This is a genomic window from Flavobacterium franklandianum, assembly GCF_007097365.1.
Lineage (GTDB): Bacteria > Bacteroidota > Bacteroidia > Flavobacteriales > Flavobacteriaceae > Flavobacterium > Flavobacterium franklandianum.
Window position 1 is genome coordinate 26501 of record NZ_VJZR01000002.1, and the last position, 18053, is coordinate 44553.

The window sequence follows — 18053 nt, forward strand, 5'->3', positions numbered from 1 at the left end:
TAAATATATTTGAAATTAATTGAGTCCCTTTTTTGCTATTCCAGAATGTAAATTTATTTTTAATCAATAAATTCATTTTGTTTTGCTAGTGTGTTTAAATTTGTTATTTTTGGCGAAAATATGACATTTGTCATTTTTTAAATGGTAGTTTTTTATTATTATTTTCGGGTGTTAATTATTAAAAAGTAATTTATATATGGAGATTTTGTTGGTAATTTTAGTTTTAGTTCTGTTATCTATTGCGTTATGGCAGTTGACTAAGATATTCGATTTGACTCAGGTGGGTGATAAAGATGATTCTCAGGTAGCAAATGACGGTGATAATAACACTCAAGGCTATTTGATGTTCGGTTTTCTGGCATTTATCTATATTTTTACAATCTATGGATTAATAAAATGGGGGCCATTAGTGCTGCATACTTCAGCTTCTAAACACGGTGAAACTGTTGATAATTTGATGAATATCACTTGGGTACTAATATTTTTAGTACAAGCGATTACTCAAGTATTGGTGCATTATTTTTCTTTCAAGTACAGAGGAAAAAAAGGGAATAAAGCCTTGTTCTTTGCAGATAGTAATAGATTAGAAGTGATTTGGAGTGGTATTCCTGCTGTTGTTTTAGCTCTTTTAATTGGATATGGTTTGTATGCTTGGGTAGATATTATGTTTGTTGATGAAAATGAAGATACTATTGAAATCGAATTGTATGCACAACAATTTAATTGGACTGCAAGATATTCAGGTACCGACAATGTGTTGGGAAAAGCGAATGTAAGATTGATAGAAGGTGTTAATACTTTAGGAGTTGACTTAGCTGATCCAAATGCTCAAGACGATATTGTAGTTAAAGAACTTCATATCCCAATTGGAAAAAAAATACATTTCAAAATTCGTTCTCAAGATGTTTTGCACTCTGCTTTTTTTCCACATTTTAGGGCTCAAATGAATTGTGTTCCCGGAATGGTAACCGAATTTGCTTTCGAACCTGTATATACCACAGATGAATACAGAGCAATGCCTTTTATGGTAGAAAAAGTAAAAAATATTAATGCTTTGCGTGTTGCCAAAAGTAAAATACTTGTAACCAATGGTCAAGCAGCTCTTGATCCATACACTTTTGATTTTTTATTGCTTTGTAATAAAATTTGTGGAGCCTCTCATTACAATATGCAAATGAAAGTAATTGTAGATACTCCAGAAGATTTTAAAAAGTGGTTGAGTGATAAGCCAACTATCGTTCAAGAAGTAAAGACTGCTAATGCTTCTAAACCAGTAGAAGGTGGACTTGGTGCAGATTCTATAAAAGCAAAAGACACTGCGGCTATTGCTAAAGTAGTAATGAAATAATTAATTCAAGAAAAATTTAAAGTAAACAGATATGTCAGCAGAAGTTCAAGAACATACACACGAACACGAACACCACCATAAAGATACTTTTATAACTAAATACATTTTTAGTATAGATCACAAAATGATTGCTAAACAATACTTGATTACAGGAATTGTTATGGGAGTTGTTGGAGTAGTAATGTCTATGCTTTTTAGAATGCAATTAGCTTGGCCAGAAGAGTCATTCAAAATATTCAATGTATTGTTGGGTGATAAGTGGGCTCCAAATGGAGTTATGGCTAATGATATTTATTTGGCATTAGTAACGATACACGGAACCATAATGGTATTCTTTGTTTTAACTGCTGGATTAAGCGGGACCTTTAGTAACTTGTTGATTCCACTTCAAATTGGTGCACGAGATATGGCATCAGGGTTTTTAAACATGATTTCCTATTGGTTATTCTTTTTGTCAAGTGTTATTATGCTTTCTTCGTTATTTGTCGAAGCTGGACCTGCAAATGCTGGGTGGACAATTTATCCTCCTTTGAGTGCGCTCCCACAAGCAATTTCGGGTTCCGGAGCGGGAATGACATTGTGGTTGGTTTCTATGGCTATATTTATTGCAGCTTCATTAATGGGGTCGTTAAATTATATTGTAACGGTAATCAATCTAAGAACAAAAGGAATGTCGATGACAAGATTACCATTAACAATTTGGGCTTTCTTTGTAACAGCAATTATTGGAGTTATTTCGTTCCCAGTTTTATTGTCTGCTGCTTTATTATTAATTTTTGATAGAAGTTTTGGTACTTCATTCTTCTTGTCAGATATTTATATTGCTGGTGAAGTTTTGCATTATCAAGGTGGATCTCCAGTATTGTTTGAGCATTTATTCTGGTTCTTAGGACACCCTGAAGTTTATATTATTATTTTACCAGCCTTAGGTATCACTTCTGAAATTATTGCAACCAATTCTCGTAAACCAATTTTTGGTTACAGAGCGATGATTATGTCTATTTTGGCAATCGCATTTTTATCGACCATAGTTTGGGGACACCATATGTTTATCTCGGGTATGAATCCATTTTTAGGATCTGTATTTACCTTTACCACTTTGTTGATTGCGATTCCTTCTGCTGTAAAAGCATTTAATTACATCACAACACTTTGGAAAGGAAACTTGCAACTGAATCCTGCAATGTTGTTCTCCATTGGTTTGGTTTCTACCTTTATCACAGGTGGATTGACAGGAATTATTCTTGGAGACAGTACTTTGGATATCAATGTTCACGATACTTATTTTGTTGTAGCACACTTTCACTTGGTAATGGGTATTTCTGCTCTTTACGGAATGTTCGCTGGAATTTATCATTGGTTTCCAAAAATGTTCGGAAGAATGTTGAACAAAAACTTAGGATATGTTCACTTTTGGGTAACTGCCGTTTGTGCTTATGGAGTATTTTTTCCAATGCACTTCATCGGGCTAGCTGGTTTACCAAGGCGTTACTATACCAACACTAACTTTCCATTATTCGATGATTTACAAAATGTAAATGTTCTTATAACTACTTTTGCTTTAATAGGTGGAATATTCCAATTGGTATTCTTGTACAACTTCTTTAGTAGTATTTTCTACGGTAAAAAAGCAGTTCAAAACCCATGGAAATCAAATACTTTAGAGTGGACAGCACCTGTAGAACACATACACGGAAACTGGCCTGGTGAAATTCCAGAAGTTCACCGTTGGCCGTATGATTATAGTAATCCAGCTCATGAGGAGGATTTTGTGCCACAAAATGTTCCGATGAAAGATGGCGAAGAAGTTCTACATCACTAAATTTTAGTTTTATAAAATACAAAATGCCTTTCTCTCGAAACTTCGAGGTCGAAAGGCATTTTTATTTACTTATATCTTTGTTATATTTGTAAAATGAATGAAAATTTAGACCCAACAAACGACGGTTACAATCCAGAAGAACTTGACCTCGAGAAAAAGTTAAGGCCATTGTCATTTGATGATTTTGCCGGACAGGAACAGATACTCGAAAACTTGAAAGTTTTTGTTCAAGCTGCGAATCAAAGAAACGAAGCGCTAGACCACACCCTTTTTCACGGACCTCCGGGATTGGGAAAGACTACTTTAGCAAACATTTTAGCAAATGAACTGCAAGTTGGAATTAAAATCACTTCTGGACCCGTTTTAGACAAACCAGGAGATCTAGCAGGTTTGTTGACCAATCTCGAAGAAAGAGATGTTTTGTTTATTGATGAAATTCACCGTTTGAGTCCAATTGTAGAAGAATATTTGTACTCGGCAATGGAAGATTTCAAAATTGACATTATGATCGAATCTGGACCAAATGCCAGAACGGTTCAAATCAATCTGAATCCGTTTACCTTAATTGGAGCAACTACACGTTCCGGGTTGTTGACCGCACCAATGAGAGCTCGTTTCGGGATTTCATCACGTTTGCAATATTACACGACAGAACTTTTAACGACAATTGTCGAAAGAAGTGCAACAATCCTCAAAATGCCTATTTCTATGGAAGCTGCCATCGAAATTGCGGGACGAAGCAGAGGAACACCTAGAATTGCTAATGCATTATTGCGTCGCGTACGCGATTTTGCTCAAATTAAAGGAAATGGAACTATCGATATTGAAATTGCTCGTTACGCCTTAAAAGCATTGAATGTTGATGCTCATGGTTTGGACGAAATGGATAATAAAATTCTAACCACCATAATCGATAAATTCAAAGGAGGTCCAGTAGGATTATCTACTTTAGCAACAGCCGTTTCTGAGAGTAGTGAAACTATTGAGGAGGTTTATGAACCATTCTTAATTCAGGAAGGATTCATTATGCGAACGCCAAGAGGAAGAGAAGTTACCGAAAAAGCATATAAGCATTTAGGTAAAGTGAAAACAAACGTTCAGGGCGGACTTTTTTAGGTAACAAGATGGAAGTTGGGAGCAGGGAGCGGGAAGAGGCGATTAGTAAGAAAGAGGTAGGAAGGTGAGATGCGTAAATTTTTTAATTTTCTATAATATACTTCCATCTTCCATCTTCCATCTTCCATCTTCCATCTTCCATCTTCCATCTTCCAACTTCCAACTTCCATCTTCCAGCTCCCAACAAAAAACTAACGTATGAGTTTTAAATTCGAAAAATTAATTATCTGGCAAAAATCAATGGATTTTGGAGAGGATATTAATACTATAATTAAAGAATTCCCAAAGCATGAAATCTACAATCTCTCTTCACAACTTTTAAGAGCTTCGGACTCTGTTGCTTTGAATATTTCTGAAGGTTCTATAGAGCAATCTAATGCTGAGTTTAATAGATTTTTAGGTTATTCTGTAAGATCATTAGCCGAGGTTGTTACTTGTTTGTATAAAGCAAAAAGAAGAGGCTACATAAATGAAGACGTTTTTGATAGACTTTATAAAGATTCATTTGATTTGATGAATATGACTATTGCTTTTAAAACTAAATTGAAGTAATAATGGCAACTTCCCGCTCCCAACTTCCCGCTTCCCGCTATACATCCTTCATAAAAGCCGAAGCCAAACGCCTCGGGTTTTTGTCATGTGGTATATCTAAAGCAGGATTTCTCGAGGAAGAAGCACCCCGATTGGAAGATTGGCTAAACAACCAAATGAATGGTCAAATGTCCTATATGGAAAACAATTTTGACAAAAGATTGAATCCAACGTTGCTTGTCGATGATTCCAAAAGTGTGGTTTCCCTTTTATTAAATTACTATCCATCCGAATTTCAAAATGGGGATTCATACAAAATTTCAAAATACGCTTACGGACAAGATTATCATTTTGTCATCAAGGAAAAACTGAAGGAATTACTTTTTTCGATTCAGTCAACTATTGGTGAAGTTTCAGGAAGAGCTTTTGTAGATTCGGCACCAGTTCTTGATAAAGCTTGGGCAGCCAAAAGCGGTTTGGGTTGGAGAGGCAAAAACAGCAATTTATTGACCCAAAAAGTGGGTTCTTTTTATTTTATTGCAGAATTGATTATCGACCTAGATTTAGAATACGACCACGCCACTACCGATCATTGTGGTTCTTGTACTGCTTGCATTGATGCGTGTCCAACGGAGGCAATTGTTTCCCCGTATGTAGTTGATGGAAGTAAATGTATTTCCTATTTTACTATCGAACTCAAGGAAAACATTCCGCCAGAAATGAAAGGCAAATTCGATGATTGGATTTTTGGTTGCGATATTTGCCAAGATGTTTGCCCTTGGAACCGCTTTTCGAAACCACATAAGGAACCGCTTTTCAATTCGAATAAAGAAGTGCTTTCTATGTCCAAAAAAGATTGGATTGAACTTACTGAAGAAACTTTTAAAGCTGTTTTTAAAAATTCTCCCCTAAAAAGAACCAAATATTCAGGGATAATTAGAAATTTAGATTTTTTGAATGAGTAATTAATGTTATTTCATTAACATTTCATATTTTATTTTCTTCCCTAAATAACGCTATAAGATTTTTCCAGATTGCAAGTGTTCCTTAATAAAACAAACGTTATGAAAACTCGGTGTTGCTGACCGAGTCGGAGACATTCGCAAAGCATCCCCGGTTTTTAAGACCTTTTGGTTTTAGAAGACTTCGGTCAGCGTGGATCATTTACAACCACCTCAATTTTCCCGATCGCTCGGAAATGCAGTAATTTTTCTCGTCAACGGATAGCACCCGATCGCTCGGATATGCAGTAATTTTTCTCGTCAACGGATAGCACCCGATCGCTCGGAAATGCAGTAATTTTTCTCGTCAACGGATAGCGCAGAATCGCATTCTTTGCCCACTTACGAGAGCAAGCAAAACAAATCAAAAAAAGCTATATCAAAACGGTATAGCTTTTTTCGTATTTTTAAAACAAAAATATGTCAACAAAATATAAAGCCACAACTACAGACGAAGCTTATTTTATAACCATAACAACAGTAGGTTGGATAGATGTTTTTACGAGATTGAACCAAAAATACGTTATTACCAATGCATTGAAACATTGCCAAGAAAAGAAAGGTTTAGAAATTTACGGCTATTGTATAATGTCTAGCCATTTGCATTTGTTATGCAAAGGGACAGATGGTTTTATTTTATCTGATATTATGCGTGATTTCAAGAAATTCACTTCTAAACAAATACTAAAAACCATACAAGAAGAGCCTGAGAGTCGAAGAGAATGGATGTTGGAGTATTTTCAAAAGTCTTGTGAACATCTCAAAAAAGACCAAAAATATAAAGTGTGGCAAGGAGGTTATCACGCTGAAATTGTTGAAAGTAATTGGTTCATCAAACAAAAAATAAATTATATCCACAACAACCCAGTAAAAGAAAAAATTGTAACTCTTCCAGAAGATTATTATTTTAGTTCAGCAAGAAATTATGCAGGATTAGATTATGAATTAGAAGTAATTTTATTAGATTTGTTTTAGTGGATTATTGAAGTGGGCACGGATTGCAAATCCGCGCTATCCACTCAAGGGCTATTTTACATATCCGAGCAATCGGGTATAGCACAGAATGCAATTCTGCGCTATCCATACAAGGACTATTTTGCATATCCGAGCGAGACATTCGCACAGCATCCCCTGATTTTTAGGAACTTTTTTTTGAAGACTTCGAGAAATCGGGTTTAGAAAGCTAACAACCGTTGTTGTTTGAACAAAATATTCTGGGATAATTAGAAATTTAGATTTTTTGAATGAGTGACAAAAATTATAATTTTAGAAATTTAGCTCCCTTTTCTAAATCAATAACACTTTAAATTTTCATTAAGAATAGTTTTAATTAAATATTCAAATAGGATGTTGGTTAATTAATTTTTTTTCCTAATTTTAACTTCAAATTAATTTATTCTATTATGACAGTAAATCAAATATTAGCAGTAAAAGGAAAAGAAGTGTATTCAGTACTGCCTTCGATCACAGTATTCGAGGCTTTAGTTAGTATGAGTGATAAAAATATTGGAGCTATTTTAGTAGTAGAAGACACTATTTTGAAGGGAATCTTATCCGAAAGAGATTATGCTCGAAAAATTGCTTTGAAAGATAAATCCTCAAAAGAAACATTGGTACACGAAATTATGGCAAGCAATGTGATAACCGTAAAACCTAGTGATGACTTGGATTATTGTATGGAATTAATGTACACAAAAAAAATCAGGCACTTACCTGTTTTAGAAAATGAAACTATTATCGGAATTATTTCTATTGGAGATGTTGTGAAATCCATAATAGATTTACAAAAAGAAACGATAAATTATTTAGATTCCTATATTAATGGAAAATCGTAGATTATTATCAAAGAATAGTTGAAATGGCTGCAAATTTTGCAGCTATTTTTTTTATTACAGAAAAATCCATTTTTGTAAATAAATGGAGCTTAAAAAAGCCCCTGTTTGATGTAAATCTGCTATCTTTGGGTGTCAGAATTTAATTTGAAACAATGGATAAGAATAGCAAACGATTAGAAGCATTATTATATCATGCAAAACCAACACCTGGAAAAATTCAGGTTGTACCAACAAAAAAACATGCAACCCAAAGAGATCTTTCTTTAGCATACTCACCCGGAGTAGCCGAACCTTGTTTAGAAATAGCCAAAGACATTAACAATGTATATAAATATACTTCAAAAGGTAATCTTGTTGCTGTAATATCAAATGGAACAGCAGTTTTAGGACTCGGGGACATTGGGCCCGAAGCATCAAAACCAGTAATGGAAGGAAAAGGATTGTTGTTCAAAATCTTTGCTGGAATCGATGTGTTCGATATTGAAGTTGGAACGAAAGATGTAGAAGAATTCATCCAAACCGTAAAAAACATAGCGCCCACTTTCGGGGGAATCAATCTTGAAGATATAAAAGCGCCAGAATCTTTCGAAATAGAACGTAGATTGGTCGAAGAATTAAATATTCCGGTGATGCACGACGATCAGCACGGAACAGCAATTATCTCGTCGGCAGCATTAATAAACGCGGTAGAATTAGCAGGAAAAAAAACCGAAGATTTAAAAATGGTAGTTTCTGGCGCTGGTTCAGCTGCTTTGGCTTGTGCCAATATGTATGTTTTACTTGGGCTTAAAGTCGAAAACATTTTAATGTTCAATAGTAAGGGTGTTTTAACAAAAGACAATTCTGCCTTGTCCGAAATGCAATTAAAATATGCAACGGATAAAAAACCAATGAATCTAGAAGAAGCTTTAGTTGGTGCAGACATATTCTTAGGTTTATCTTCTGGAGATATTATGACACCAAAAATGTTATTAGGAATGGCTGATAACCCAATTGTTTTTGCAATGGCAAATCCTAATCCAGAAATTGCCTATAATCTAGCTATTTCCACCCGAAAAGACGTCATTATGGCTACAGGTCGCTCAGACCATCCTAATCAAGTGAATAACGTTCTTGGATTTCCTTATATTTTTAGAGGAGCATTAGATGTTCGTGCTACAAAAATAAATGAAGAAATGAAAATGGCAGCTGTTCACGCCCTCGCTGCTTTGGCTAAAGAAACAGTTCCTGAACAAGTAAATATTGCTTATGGAGCAACAAAATTGACTTTTGGTCGTGATTATATTATTCCATCCCCATTTGACCCTCGATTGATAGCGGTTGTGGCTCCAGCTGTAGCAAAAGCCGCAATGGACTCAGGAGTAGCTCTAAATCCAATTCTAGATTGGAAAAAATATGAGAGTGAACTTTTCGATCGTATGGGAAGTGATAATAAAATGGTTCGAATGCTGATTAACAGAGCCAAAACCGACCCTAAAAAAATAGTTTTTGCCGAAGCAGATCATTTGGATGTACTAAAAGCAGCACAGATTGTTTATGAAGAAGGAATTGGATTCCCTATTTTACTAGGAAAAAAAGATGTCATTTTGGAATTGAAAAATGAACTTGGTTTTGATGCCGATGTTCCAATTATTGATCCAAAAACTCCAGAGGAACTTACTAGAAAAAATAAGTTTGCAAAAGCCTATTGGAAATCGAGACAAAGAAGAGGCATCTCATTGTTTGACGCACAGAATTTAATGCGCGAAAGAAATTATTTTGCAGCAATGATGGTCAATCAAGGGGAAGCAGATGCTTTGTTGTCAGGTTATTCTAGAAGTTATCCATCTGTAGTAAAACCTATGTTGCAACTTATTGACAAAGCACCTGGAGTTTCTCTAATCGCTACAACCAATTTGATGATGACCAGTCGAGGTCCAATGTTTTTATCCGACACCGCTATTAACACAAATCCAACGGCTGAGGAATTGGCTAAAATTGCCATAATGACAGCCAAAGTGGCTAAATTATTTGGAGTCCCTCCTGTAATTGCCATGATTTCTTATTCTAATTTTGGGTCTTCAACAAATGATAGCGCAACCAAAGTGAGAGAGGCTGTAGAATACTTACACAAACACCATCCTCAAATGATTATTGACGGTGAAATCCAAGCTGATTTTGCTTTAAATCCTGAAATGTTGAAAGCCAAATTTCCTTTTTCTAAACTGGCAGGAAAGAAAGTAAACACCCTGATTTTTCCAAATCTAGAATCTGCAAATATTACCTATAAACTTTTAAAAGAATTAAACAAAGTAGATTCTATTGGACCAATTATGTTAGGAATGGGGAAACCTGTTCACATCTTTCAATTGGGTGCAAGTGTAGAAGAAATGGTAAACATGGCTGCAATTGCAGTAATTGATGCACAAGAATTAGAAAAGAGAAAAGTTAAAAAATAAATTATTTTTTACTTTAAAGCAGGACTTATATAAATTTGGCAAAAATTTATATAAGTTTTGTTATATTTGGACACATTTAAAGCATTGTATGATAGCGCACTTACAGGGAAAATTAGTAGAAAAAACACCAACTCAAGTAGTAATAGACTGTGGTGGAGTAGGGTATCACGTCAATATTTCGTTGCATACCTACTCGTTACTTCCAACTACTGATTTTATCAAATTGTTTACCCATCTTCAAATCAAAGAAGACTCCCATACTTTATTTGGTTTTGTAGAAAAATCAGAAAGAGAAATTTTCAAATTATTATTGTCGGTTTCAGGAATTGGTGCAAGCATTGCCAGAACCATGTTGTCCTCATTAGATCCCAAACAAATTACAAATGCAATTGCCTCCGGCGATGTGTTGACGATTCAATCTATTAAAGGGATTGGCAGTAAAACAGCTCAAAGAGTCATACTCGACTTGAAAGAAAAAGTGCTAAAACTATATGATTTAGACGAAGTTTCGATGTCACAAAGCAATACAAATAGAGATGAAGCGTTATCTGCTTTGGAGGTTTTAGGTTTTGTTCGGAAATCTTCAGAACGAGTTGTAGAAAAAATTATTAAAGATGCCCCAGACAGTTCCGTTGAATTTATTATCAAGCAGGCTTTAAAAAACTTATAAAAGTTGAAATTACACTATTTTAAAAAGGATCTATACGTGTATAAAATTTGTGCGTTTTTAATACTATTATTTTGTGGCTTTGCATCACAAGCTCAAGTAAATCCGGCAGCTCAGGATACAATTACAACTGGATTTTCAACTGGAAAAATTGATATTAAAGATCCGCAAAGTGTTGTCAAAGCGTATTCCTACGACCCCGTTACCGAAATGTACATATTATCGAAAACTGTGGGAGGCTTCCCCGCAAGTTACCCTTCTATTTTGTCTCCAAAGGAATATGAAGACCGACTCAGAAAAGAATCGATGCGCAACTATTTTAAGGAAAAACTGGATGCCATAGATGGGAAAAAAGGCGAAAATGATGTTGCCAAAAAAGATTTATTACCACGATATTACATAAAATCTGGACTTTTCGAAACCATTTTCGGAAGCAATACTATCGATATAAAACCGACTGGTTCTATCGAAATGGATTTTGGTTTACGCTACACAAAACAAGATAATCCTGCCTTTTCTCCAAGAAATAGATCTGTGATTGCTTTCGATTTTAATCAAAGAATTAGTATGAGTTTGATGGGAAAAGTGGGAACCCGACTCAATGTAAATGTCAATTATGATACGCAGTCCACTTTTGCATTCCAAAACCTAATCAAGCTAGAATACACACCAACAGATGACGACATCATTCAAAAAATTGAAGTCGGAAACGTAAGTATGCCATTGAATAGCTCTTTGATTAAAGGTGCGCAAAGTCTTTTTGGGGTGAAAACAAAACTGCAATTTGGAAAAACCAGTATAACAGGTGTTTTCTCAGAACAAAAATCGGAGACCAAAACTGTAGTTGCTGAAGGTGGTGGAACGATTCAAGACTTTGATATGTTTGCGCTTGATTATGACAATGACAGACACTTTTTCCTTTCGCAATATTTTAGAAATAAATACGACTCAGCTTTGAAAAACTATCCTTTTATAGATAGTAGAGTTCAAATTACAAGGTTAGAAATTTGGGTAACCAATAGACAAAACAGAGTTACAACCACCAATAACAACCTTAGAAATATCATTGCACTTCAAGATTTAGGTGAAGCGCAATTATCGGGTTTGCAAAACAGCGAAATAGTAGTTTTAGACCCATCTACAGGAATGTTTAACAATCCTATTGACTCGCCATCTGACAATACCAACAACGATTATGATCCAGCACAAATAGATGCAGGAACTGGTTTGTTGAACAAAAATATTCGTGAAATAGCTACTTCAGGTTCTGGATTTAATGCTACTGTAAATGAAGGAGCCGATTATTCTAAGTTGGAAAATGCTAGAAAATTAACGTCAAACGAATATTCCTTCAATCCCCAATTGGGATATATTTCGTTACAACAACGCCTAGCTAATGATGAAGTTCTTGCCGTTGCCTATCAATACACCATTGGTGATCAAGTGTATCAAGTGGGAGAATTTGGTAATGACGGTGTCGATGCTACAGTTGTTACCGGAACAACGCCTGCCGATCAAGCCATTATTTCACAAAGTTTGGTTTTGAAAATGTTGAAAAGTAACTTGACCAATGTTAAAAATCCAGTTTGGAACTTGATGATGAAAAATATTTATCAAATTCCGGGAGCGTATCAATTGAAACAAGAAAATTTTAGATTCAATATTCTTTATAGTGATCCTTCGCCATTAAATTATATTCAACCCGTAACTGGAAGCAGCTTTCCGCCAAATCCAACTCAAGGTAATGAAGTGGACGAAACACCTTTATTGAAAGTATTCAATTTAGATAAATTGAATTTTAATAATGACCCACAAGTTGGTGGTGATGGTTTCTTCGATTTTATGCAAGGCTTAACGATTGATACGCAAAACGGTCGAATTATATTTACTACCAAAGAGCCTTTTGGAGAATTGTTATTCTCGAAATTGTCTAATGGAGCTGGGGAAGATTACAAAGATGGCACTACCTATAACGCAAATCAAAGAAAATATGTGTTCCGAAGTATGTATGCCAATACACAAGCCGGAGCATTGCAAGACAGTGATAAAAACAAATTCCTATTAAGAGGAAAATACAAATCTACAGGTGGTGATGGAATTCCGATTGGAGCTTTCAACGTGCCTAAAGGTTCTGTAGTGGTTACAGCTGGCGGAAGAGTTTTGGTAGAAGGAATTGATTATAGTGTCAATTATCAACTAGGGAGAGTTCAAATTTTGGATCCATCTCTTCAAGCATCAAATACGCCAATTAGTGTTTCATTAGAAAACAATTCCATTTTTGGTCAACAAACCAAACGTTTTTTCGGAGTATATGTAGAACATCAAATTTCAGATAAATTTTTATTGGGTGCCACTTTCTTAAAATTAAATGAAAGACCATTTACCCAAAAATCTAGCTTTGGCCAAGAAGCTGTAAACAATAGTATGTTTGGTTTCAACGGAAATTATGCAACGGAAGTTCCGTTTTTCACCCGATTAGTAAACAAATTACCCAATATGGATACCGATGTGCCTTCCAATCTTTCGGTGAGAGGTGAAATTGCATTTTTGGAACCAGATGATCCCAAAGGAAATAGTTTTCAAGGGGAATCAACCATTTATGTAGATGATTTTGAAGGCTCGCAATCCACAATCGATATGCGTTCACCATTTGCTTGGAAATTGTCCTCAACTCCTATGAATGATGCTGAAAGTCTCTATAATTTTAATGCGAATGCCAACGACTTGAGTTATGGATTCAAAAGAGCTAAATTATCTTGGTACACCATCGACCCTGTTTTTTTTACTTCAAAACCCTCAGGAATTTCAAATGATGATTTGTCTTTAAATACCACTAGAAGAATTTTTAGTGAAGAATTATATCCGCTTACTGATATTGCTCAAGGACAATCCCAAGTGGTGAACACTTTAGACTTGACTTATTATCCGACCGAAAGAGGTATGTATAATAATGCTTTGAATGTTTCTACTAGTGCCAAAGATAATTTTGGTGGAATAATGCGGTCTTTAAATTCAACCAATTTCGAACAAGGAAATGTGGAATACATTCAGTTTTGGGTTTTGGATCCTTATGTTGGCGCAGGCGAAATTCCAACAACAAATACAGGAAAAATTTATTTCAATTTAGGAGAAATCTCCGAAGATATTTTGAAAGACGGACGAAAACAATATGAAAACGGATTGGGTCCAGATCAAGTAAAAGTAAACCCACAACCGCTTTGGGGAGATGTTCCAGCTTCTCAATCTTTAATTTATGCCTTTGATGTCAATGCCACAAACCGAACCAATCAAGATTTAGGTTTAGACGGTTTGCCAGGTTCTAAAGAAGCAGCTATTTATACTAATTACGCTTCACAACCCGATCCTTCGGCAGATGATTACACCTATTATTTGAATGCAAGCGGAGGGATTATTGATCGATATAGAGATTATAATGGAGTAGAAGGAAACTCTGCCGTTGATATAAATGATGCCAATAGAGCAGCAACATCTGAACCAGATGTAGAAGACATCAACAGGGACAATACGATGAATACCATCAATGCCTATTATGAATACAGTGTTGATATGAGACCCAATATGACCGTTGGGCAAAATTACATTACCGATGTTAGAAACACTCAAATTACAATGGACAATGGGCAAGTAACTGACGCTAGGTGGATTCAGTTTAAAATTCCTGTTGCTCAACCTGAAAACACCATCGGAAATATATCCGATTTTAGATCCATTCGTTTTATGAGAATGTTTATGACAGGTTTTAGCGATACAGTTACCGTTCGTTTTGGTGCTTTAGATTTAGTTAGAGGCGATTGGAGAAGATATACAAACACCTTGGATCCAAACGACACCAACCCAGCCGATGACAAAACAAACTTGGATGTATTGGCAGTAAATCTTCAAGAAAATAATGATAGATGTCCTATAAATTATATCATACCTCCGGGAGTGCAACAAGAACAATTGTATAGCGGCAATACGGTTATTAATCAAAATGAGCAATCTTTGTCACTAAGAGTTTCGGGAGATGGATTGGAGCCTGCGGATTCGAGGGCCGTTTTCAAAAACGTAAGTGTCGATATGCGACAATTCAACAAGTTAAAAATGTTTTTGCACGCTGAATCTTTACCAAACGAAATGGTTCTTAATGACGATCAAATGGTAGGTTTTATCCGTTTTGGAAATGACTTTACTCAGAATTTTTATCAAATAGAAATCCCTTTAAAAGTAACGCAACCAGCCTCTTCAATTGGAGCAAATTGTGCTGCTTTAAGTTCAGAAACAGTTTGGCCAGCCGATAATGAAATAGATTTGGCACTGTCATTACTGACGCAGTTGAAAATTCAAGCGATGACTATTGACCCGAGCACTTTGCCAGCGGACGGAATCTATTATCAAAACGAAGAAGAACTTGATCCTTCATTAGTAGGAAAAGCCAATAAATTGAGGTTGGGTATCAAAGGAAATCCTAATTTTGGTATGGTTCGAACTTTAATGTTGGGAGTAAAAAGCAATGAACCCCATCAAGATATAAAAGGAGAAGTTTGGTTCAATGAGTTGCGTGTTGCCGATATGGATAATAGTAAAGGGATGGCAGCCGTATTGAATGTTGATACTAATTTTGCTGATTTTGCCACTGTTTCGGCAGCAGGTCGAAAAAGCACCATCGGGTTTGGTGGCATAGAACAAGGGCCAAACGATAGAAATCGTGAAGATACTCAACAATATAATATTGTTACCAACTTTAGTTTAGGAAAGTTATTACCACCGAAATGGAGAATCAATCTGCCGTTTAATTTCGCTATTGGAGAAGAAACAATTACTCCAGAATACGATCCATTTAATGTGGATATTAAATTAAAACAATTATTAGACAATACTACCGATGTAGCCAGTAGAGATAACATCAAAAGTAGAGCTGTTGATTACACAAAAAGAAAAAGCATCAATTTTATTGGAGTAAGAAAAGATAGAGGAGAGGAGCAAAAGCAGCGGATTTACGATATAGAAAATTTTACTTTTTCTCAATCTTTTAATGAAGTTGAACACCACGATTATGAAATCGAACAATTTACAAATCAAGAAGCCAATACAGCAGTTGATTATGTTTTTAGTTTTCAGCCTAAACCAATCGAGCCGTTTAAGAAATCAAAATTCACCAAAAAAAGTGCTTATTGGAAAGCATTAAGTGACTTCAATTTCAATTATTTGCCTACGAATATCAATTTTAACACTAATATTCTAAGACAATACAACCGTCAACAATTCAGACAAGTAGATGTACAAGGAATTGGATTAGATCCAATGTACCGAAGAAATTATGCGTTTAATTACAATTATGGATTCAATTATAATTTGACTAAAAATTTGAAATTCAATTATACCGCATCTTCAAATAATATTGTAAAAAATTATATGAATTCCGATAATGTTCCAATTGATGATTTAACCATTTGGGATAGTTATTTGAATGTGGGACAAGCCAATCAACACATGCAACAATTGGTCTTGAATTATGAAATTCCATTAGACAAAATACCCGTATTTAGTTTTATAAAAGCAAATTATTCGTATACAGGAGACTACAGCTGGCAGCGTGCTTCAGTCGCATTGTCTAATATAGAAATTGAAGGGACTTCTTATAATTTAGGGAATACAGTTCAAAATGCCATTTCTCATAATTTGAATGCCAATATGAATATGGATTTGTTTTATAAATATATCGGACTGACTAAAAAAGCGCAGTTAAAAGCAAAACCAAAAACTGCGGCTCCAAAACCAGGCGAAAAACTGATTGATACCAATGTTTTGACACCAAAAACGAATAATTTCATGAATGGTTTAATAGGAGTTTTGACCAGCGTAAAAACCATTCAAGCAAATTACACCAAAAACAGCGGTACAGTTCTGCCAGGATATACACCAGGAATTGGATTCTTTGGAACCTCAAAACCAACCCTTGGATTTATTTTTGGAAGCCAAGACGATGTTCGATACGAAGCCGCCAAACAGGGATGGCTTACATCCTATCAGGATTTTAACCAAAATTATACGCAAGTTACCAATGAGATATTTAAATCAACGGTTAATATCGATTTATTACCTGATTTAAAAATTGACTTGTCTTTAGACCGATCGTATTCTGAAAACTTTTCGGAACAATATGATGTTTCGGACATCAATAATGATGGGGTTTTGGATTATAACCCTAGATCACCTTACAATTATGGAATGTTTTCTATTTCGACTATTTTAATCAAAACCTCTTTTTCTACTAGTGATGAGAATTCTTCAGCTGCATTTGACGACTTTAGAAGCAATAGATTGTTGGTTGCAAATAGATTGGCAACAGAAAAAGGAGTCGATCTAACTAATCCTGCCAATATTGATGCCGACGGTTATCCAAAAGGATTTGGAAAAAACAATCAGGCGGTATTATTACCTGCTTTTTTAGCAGCCTATTCTGGTGAGAATGCTTCAAGTGTTTCTACGGGAATTTTCAGAAGCTTTCCGGTGCCCAACTGGTCTATCAAGTACAATGGTTTGATGCGTTTTGATTTCTTCAAAAAGAATTTCAAACGATTCTCTTTACAACAAAACTATAGGGCTTCGTATACTATAAATGCTTTTAGATCTAATTTCGAATACGATAAAAATCCAAATGGAGTTGATTTAAGCGGCAATTTCTATAACAAAACCATTATGTCTAATGTCAATTTGGTTGAGCAATTTAACCCGTTACTTCGAATGGATTTCGAATTGAAAAATTCATTAAAAATTCTTACTGAAATTAAAAAAGACCGAGCATTATCGATGAGTTTTGATAACAATTTATTGACCGAAGTCAAAGGAATAGAATATGTAGTAGGAATGGGCTATCGTATAAAAGACGTGGTTTTTTCTTCGAGCCTTGCCGATAATCCTACTGGAATTATAAAAAGTGACGTCATTATAAAAGCGGATTTGTCCTATCGCAACAATAAAACGATCGTGCGATATTTAGATTACGACAACAATCAATTGGCAGGTGGACAAGACATTTGGTCATTGAAATTGACTGCCGATTATTCCTTTAGTAAAAATCTAACCGCTATTTTCTATTACGATCATGCTTTTTCGCAAGCTGTTGTATCAACTTCTTTTCCTTTGACAAATGTTCGTTCAGGGTTTACAATGCGATATAATTTCGGAAATTAATTAAAGTTTTATCACAATCAGTATAATAATAAAATTAGAAATAATACTTTTGAAAAAAATCAAGATCTGCAATCTAAAATCTGCAATCTGCAATCTAA

At 35.1% G+C, this 18053-nt stretch carries 10 protein-coding genes; all 10 read left to right on the forward strand.

The window, feature by feature from the left end; all coding sequences use genetic code 11:
* Window positions 1–196 precede the first annotated feature (196 nt).
* The 10 genes from FNW17_RS02615 (at window position 197) to sov (ending at window position 17955) form a co-directional block, all read left to right on the forward strand.
* On the forward strand, window positions 197–1348 hold the full coding sequence (locus FNW17_RS02615) for a cytochrome c oxidase subunit II (RefSeq protein ID WP_144070803.1): 1152 nt from the start codon (window positions 197–199) through the stop codon (window positions 1346–1348).
* A gap of 31 nt (window positions 1349–1379) precedes the next feature.
* The gene (locus FNW17_RS02620; protein ID WP_143390687.1) at window positions 1380–3170 is read left to right on the forward strand and encodes a cytochrome c oxidase subunit I; all 1791 of its coding nucleotides are present in this window, start codon (window positions 1380–1382) and stop codon (window positions 3168–3170) included.
* A 93-nt stretch (window positions 3171–3263) separates the two neighbouring features.
* Window positions 3264–4286, forward strand: a complete 1023-nt coding sequence (gene ruvB, locus FNW17_RS02625; protein WP_143390686.1) for a Holliday junction branch migration DNA helicase RuvB — start codon at window positions 3264–3266, stop codon at window positions 4284–4286.
* A gap of 198 nt (window positions 4287–4484) precedes the next feature.
* Window positions 4485–4838, forward strand: a complete 354-nt coding sequence (locus FNW17_RS02630; RefSeq protein WP_143390685.1) for a four helix bundle protein — start codon at window positions 4485–4487, stop codon at window positions 4836–4838.
* 2 nt (window positions 4839–4840) lie between these two features.
* Window positions 4841–5782: a tRNA epoxyqueuosine(34) reductase QueG gene (gene queG, locus FNW17_RS02635; RefSeq protein WP_143390684.1), complete on the forward strand. Its 942-nt coding sequence runs from the start codon at window positions 4841–4843 to the stop codon at window positions 5780–5782.
* Between the two features lie 456 nt (window positions 5783–6238).
* Window positions 6239–6793, forward strand: coding sequence for an REP-associated tyrosine transposase (locus FNW17_RS02640; protein ID WP_143390683.1), 555 nt, complete (start codon window positions 6239–6241; stop codon window positions 6791–6793).
* Between the two features lie 428 nt (window positions 6794–7221).
* A complete protein-coding gene (locus FNW17_RS02645; RefSeq protein ID WP_144070804.1) occupies window positions 7222–7653 on the forward strand; it encodes a CBS domain-containing protein in 432 nt (143 codons plus the stop codon).
* A 152-nt stretch (window positions 7654–7805) separates the two neighbouring features.
* Entirely contained in the window at window positions 7806–10091 is a 2286-nt protein-coding gene (locus FNW17_RS02650; RefSeq protein ID WP_143390681.1) for an NADP-dependent malic enzyme, read from the forward strand.
* An 88-nt stretch (window positions 10092–10179) separates the two neighbouring features.
* On the forward strand, window positions 10180–10761 hold the full coding sequence (ruvA, locus tag FNW17_RS02655) for a Holliday junction branch migration protein RuvA (protein WP_143390680.1): 582 nt from the start codon (window positions 10180–10182) through the stop codon (window positions 10759–10761).
* Window positions 10762–10797: 36 nt separating this feature from the next.
* The gene (gene sov, locus FNW17_RS02660; protein WP_144070805.1) at window positions 10798–17955 is read left to right on the forward strand and encodes a T9SS outer membrane translocon Sov/SprA; all 7158 of its coding nucleotides are present in this window, start codon (window positions 10798–10800) and stop codon (window positions 17953–17955) included.
* Window positions 17956–18053 lie beyond the last annotated feature (98 nt).

Excerpts from the sequence above, each read along its gene's own strand:
- FNW17_RS02615 (WP_144070803.1), top strand. The coding sequence starts at position 197 with ATGGAGATTTTGTTGGTAATTTTAGTTTTAGTTCTGTTATCTATTGCG.
- FNW17_RS02620 (WP_143390687.1), top strand. The coding sequence starts at position 1,380 with ATGTCAGCAGAAGTTCAAGAACATACACACGAACACGAACACCACCAT.
- ruvB (WP_143390686.1), top strand. The coding sequence starts at position 3,264 with ATGAATGAAAATTTAGACCCAACAAACGACGGTTACAATCCAGAAGAA.
- FNW17_RS02630 (WP_143390685.1), top strand. The coding sequence starts at position 4,485 with ATGAGTTTTAAATTCGAAAAATTAATTATCTGGCAAAAATCAATGGAT.
- queG (WP_143390684.1), top strand. The coding sequence starts at position 4,841 with ATGGCAACTTCCCGCTCCCAACTTCCCGCTTCCCGCTATACATCCTTC.
- FNW17_RS02640 (WP_143390683.1), top strand. The coding sequence starts at position 6,239 with ATGTCAACAAAATATAAAGCCACAACTACAGACGAAGCTTATTTTATA.
- FNW17_RS02645 (WP_144070804.1), top strand. The coding sequence starts at position 7,222 with ATGACAGTAAATCAAATATTAGCAGTAAAAGGAAAAGAAGTGTATTCA.
- FNW17_RS02650 (WP_143390681.1), top strand. The coding sequence starts at position 7,806 with ATGGATAAGAATAGCAAACGATTAGAAGCATTATTATATCATGCAAAA.
- ruvA (WP_143390680.1), top strand. The coding sequence starts at position 10,180 with ATGATAGCGCACTTACAGGGAAAATTAGTAGAAAAAACACCAACTCAA.